This is a genomic window from Paracoccus angustae (assembly GCF_042648745.1).
Lineage (GTDB): Bacteria > Pseudomonadota > Alphaproteobacteria > Rhodobacterales > Rhodobacteraceae > Paracoccus > Paracoccus angustae.
In genome coordinates, this window is the sequence record NZ_JBHRXY010000091.1 from 1 (window position 1) to 2776 (window position 2776).

The 2776-nt window shown below is 65.0% G+C and carries 3 protein-coding genes; all 3 read right to left on the minus strand.

The genetic code is table 11. The features are described from left to right. Positions 1-926: ABC transporter ATP-binding protein (locus ACFOM8_RS22755; RefSeq protein WP_377764647.1), on the minus strand; the 926-nt coding region annotated here is incomplete at its 3' end. A gap of 10 nt (positions 927-936) precedes the next feature. Next, entirely contained in the window at positions 937-1761 is an 825-nt protein-coding gene (locus ACFOM8_RS22760; RefSeq protein WP_377764648.1) for a carbohydrate ABC transporter permease, read from the minus strand. Between the two features lie 10 nt (positions 1762-1771). Then, positions 1772-2641, minus strand: coding sequence for a carbohydrate ABC transporter permease (locus ACFOM8_RS22765; protein ID WP_377764649.1), 870 nt, complete (start codon positions 2639-2641; stop codon positions 1772-1774). Positions 2642-2776 lie beyond the last annotated feature (135 nt).

A 2776-nucleotide genomic window follows, 5' to 3' on the forward strand; every position in this document is an offset into this window, starting at 1 on the left:
TGGAGGTTCACCTCGCCGGTGGACCGGACGGTGACGGTTTCGGCCAGGCCGGTGCCTTCCACATAGAAGAAGCTGTCGGACCCCAGGTGTTCGGAAACGCCGACCCGGCCCTGCCATTTGCCCTCGGTGGCCGAGATGCGGATGTGTTCGGGCCGCACGCCGATGGTGGCGGCGCCGTATTCGGCGGCGGGCGCGCCCCCGAACAGGTTCATCCGGGGGCTGCCGATGAAGCCCGCGACAAAGACGTTGCGGGGGGTGTGGTAAAGCTCCAGCGGCGATCCGACCTGCTCGATCCGGCCGGCCTGCAGGACCACGATCTTGTCGGCCATGGTCATGGCTTCCACCTGGTCGTGGGTGACGTAGATCATCGTGGTCTTGAGCCGGTTGTGCAGCTCGCTGATCTCGAGCCGCATGCCCACGCGCAGCGCGGCGTCCAGGTTCGACAAGGGCTCGTCGAACAGGAAGGCCGCCGGTTCGCGCACAATGGCCCGGCCGATGGCCACCCGCTGGCGCTGGCCCCCGGAAAGCTGGCCGGGGCGGCGGTCGAGGTAGTTGGTCAGGTTCAGGGCCTTGGCCGCGGCCTCGATCCGGCGCTCCTGCTCGGCCCGGGGCACGCCCGCCATCTTCATCGGAAAGGCGATGTTCTTCCTGACCGACATGTGCGGATAAAGCGCGTAGGACTGGAACACCATCGCCAGCCCGCGTTTCGCCGGGGACGCGTCGGTCGCGTCCGCCCCGTCGATCAGGATGCGCCCGCCGCTCACGTCCTCCAGCCCCGCGATCAGGCGCAAGAGCGTGGACTTGCCGCAGCCCGAGGGGCCGACGAAGACCACGAACTCGCCGTCGTCGATCGCCAGGTCCAGCGGCGGGATCACCTCGACCTCGCCGAACCGCTTGGCCACGCCTTGCAGGGTTATCTGTCCCATGTGTTTCCCCTTATTTCACGGCGCCAAAGGTCAGGCCGCGGACCAGTTGTTTCTGGCTGAACCAGCCCAGCACCAGGATCGGCGCGATGGCCATCACCGAGGCCGCCGACAGCTTCGCCCAGAACAGCCCCTGCGGGCTGGAGAAGGAGGCGATAAAGGCCGACAAGGGCGCCGCGTTGGTGGTGGTCAGCTGGATCGTCCAGAAGGCCTCGTTCCAGGCCAGGATGATGTTGAGAAGCAGCGTGGACGCGATGCCGGGCACCGCCATGGGCGTCAGCACATACAGGATCTCGTCGCGCAAGGAGGCCCCGTCCATCCGCGCGGCTTCCAGGATCTCGCCCGGGATCTCGCGGAAATAGGTGTAGAGCATCCAGACCACGATGGGCAGGTTGATCAGCATCAGAAGGATCGTCAGCCCGATCCGCGTGTCCATCAGCCCGGCGCGCAAAAAGATCAGGTAGATCGGCACCAGCACCGCCACGGCGGGCATCATCTTGGTGGACAGCATCCACATCAGGATGTCCTTGGTCCGCTTGGTGGGGGAAAACGCCATGGCCCAGGCCGCCGGGATCGCCACGATCAGCGCCAGCACCGTCGATCCCACCGACAGGATGACCGAATTCAGGAAGGGCCGGACATAGTTGTTCTGGCTTTGCACCGTCTGGTAGCTTTCCAGCGTCAGGGACGGGATCAGGTCAAAGCCCGCGATGGCCTCCTGTTCCGTCTTCAGGCTGGTGATGATGGTGTAAAGGATCGGAAAGAAGATCAGAAGCGCCACGACCCAGGCGGCGATGGTCCAGCCGATCCTGGCGTTGCGGGTGACTGCGCGTGCCATGTGTTTCCCCTCAGTCCAGGTTCCGGCCGACGGCGCGCATCAGAAAGATCGCGACGACGTTGGCCAGCACGACGGCGATGATGCCCCCCGCCGCGGCGCCGCCGATGTCGAAGTTCAGCCGCGCGGCCTTGTAGATCAGAAAGGTCAGGTTGGTGGACGCCGAGCCCGGCCCGCCGTTGGTGGTGACCAGGATCTCGGCATAGATGCCCAAAAGGAAGATCGTCTGGATCAGGATCACCACGGTGATCGCGCGCGCCATGTGCGGCAGCGTCAGGTGGATGAAGCGGCTCACCGCGGGCGCGCCGTCCATCTCGGCCGCCTCCATCTGCTCGGTGTCGAGCGACTGGAGCGAGGTCAGCAGGATCAGCGTGGCGAAGGGCAGCCATTGCCAGGCCACGATCAGGATGATCGAGAACAGCGGGTATTGCGCGAACCAGTCCACCGGCTGCGCGCCGAAAAACCGCGCGATGTCGGCCAGCACGCCATAGGACGGGTGCATGATCATGTTTTTCCAGATCAGCGCGGCCACCGGCGGCATCACAAAGAAGGGCGAGATCACCAGAATGCGCACGATCCCCTGCCCCCAGATCGGCTTGTCGATCAGCATGGCGATGCAGATGCCGCCCACCACCGTCACAAACAGCACGCCCAGAACCAGCACCAGCGTGTTGCTGATCGACTCGAAAAAGGCCGGGTCGGTGTAGAAATACCGATAGTTGAACCACCCCGCCCAGCTGGTCATGCCGGGGTTGAGCATGTTGTAGTTCAGGAACGAGTAATACAGCGTCATGCACAGCGGCACGATCATCCACACAAACAGCAGGACGATCGCGGGCGCGCGCATCAAGCGGGCAAGCCCTTGGGTCTGGCGGGTGGCCATGGCGAAGCTCCCTTGGCGACAGAAAGGGCCCGGTGTTCCGGCCCAGAAGGGCGCCGCCCGGAGGAGGAGGCCGGGCGGCGCTTCACGGCAAAACGCCACTCGTTACTTGATGTAGCCCGCGCGCGTCATCTCGCG

Excerpts from the sequence above, each read along its gene's own strand:
- ACFOM8_RS22760 (WP_377764648.1), bottom strand. The coding sequence starts at position 1,761 with ATGGCACGCGCAGTCACCCGCAACGCCAGGATCGGCTGGACCATCGCC.
- ACFOM8_RS22765 (WP_377764649.1), bottom strand. The coding sequence starts at position 2,641 with ATGGCCACCCGCCAGACCCAAGGGCTTGCCCGCTTGATGCGCGCGCCC.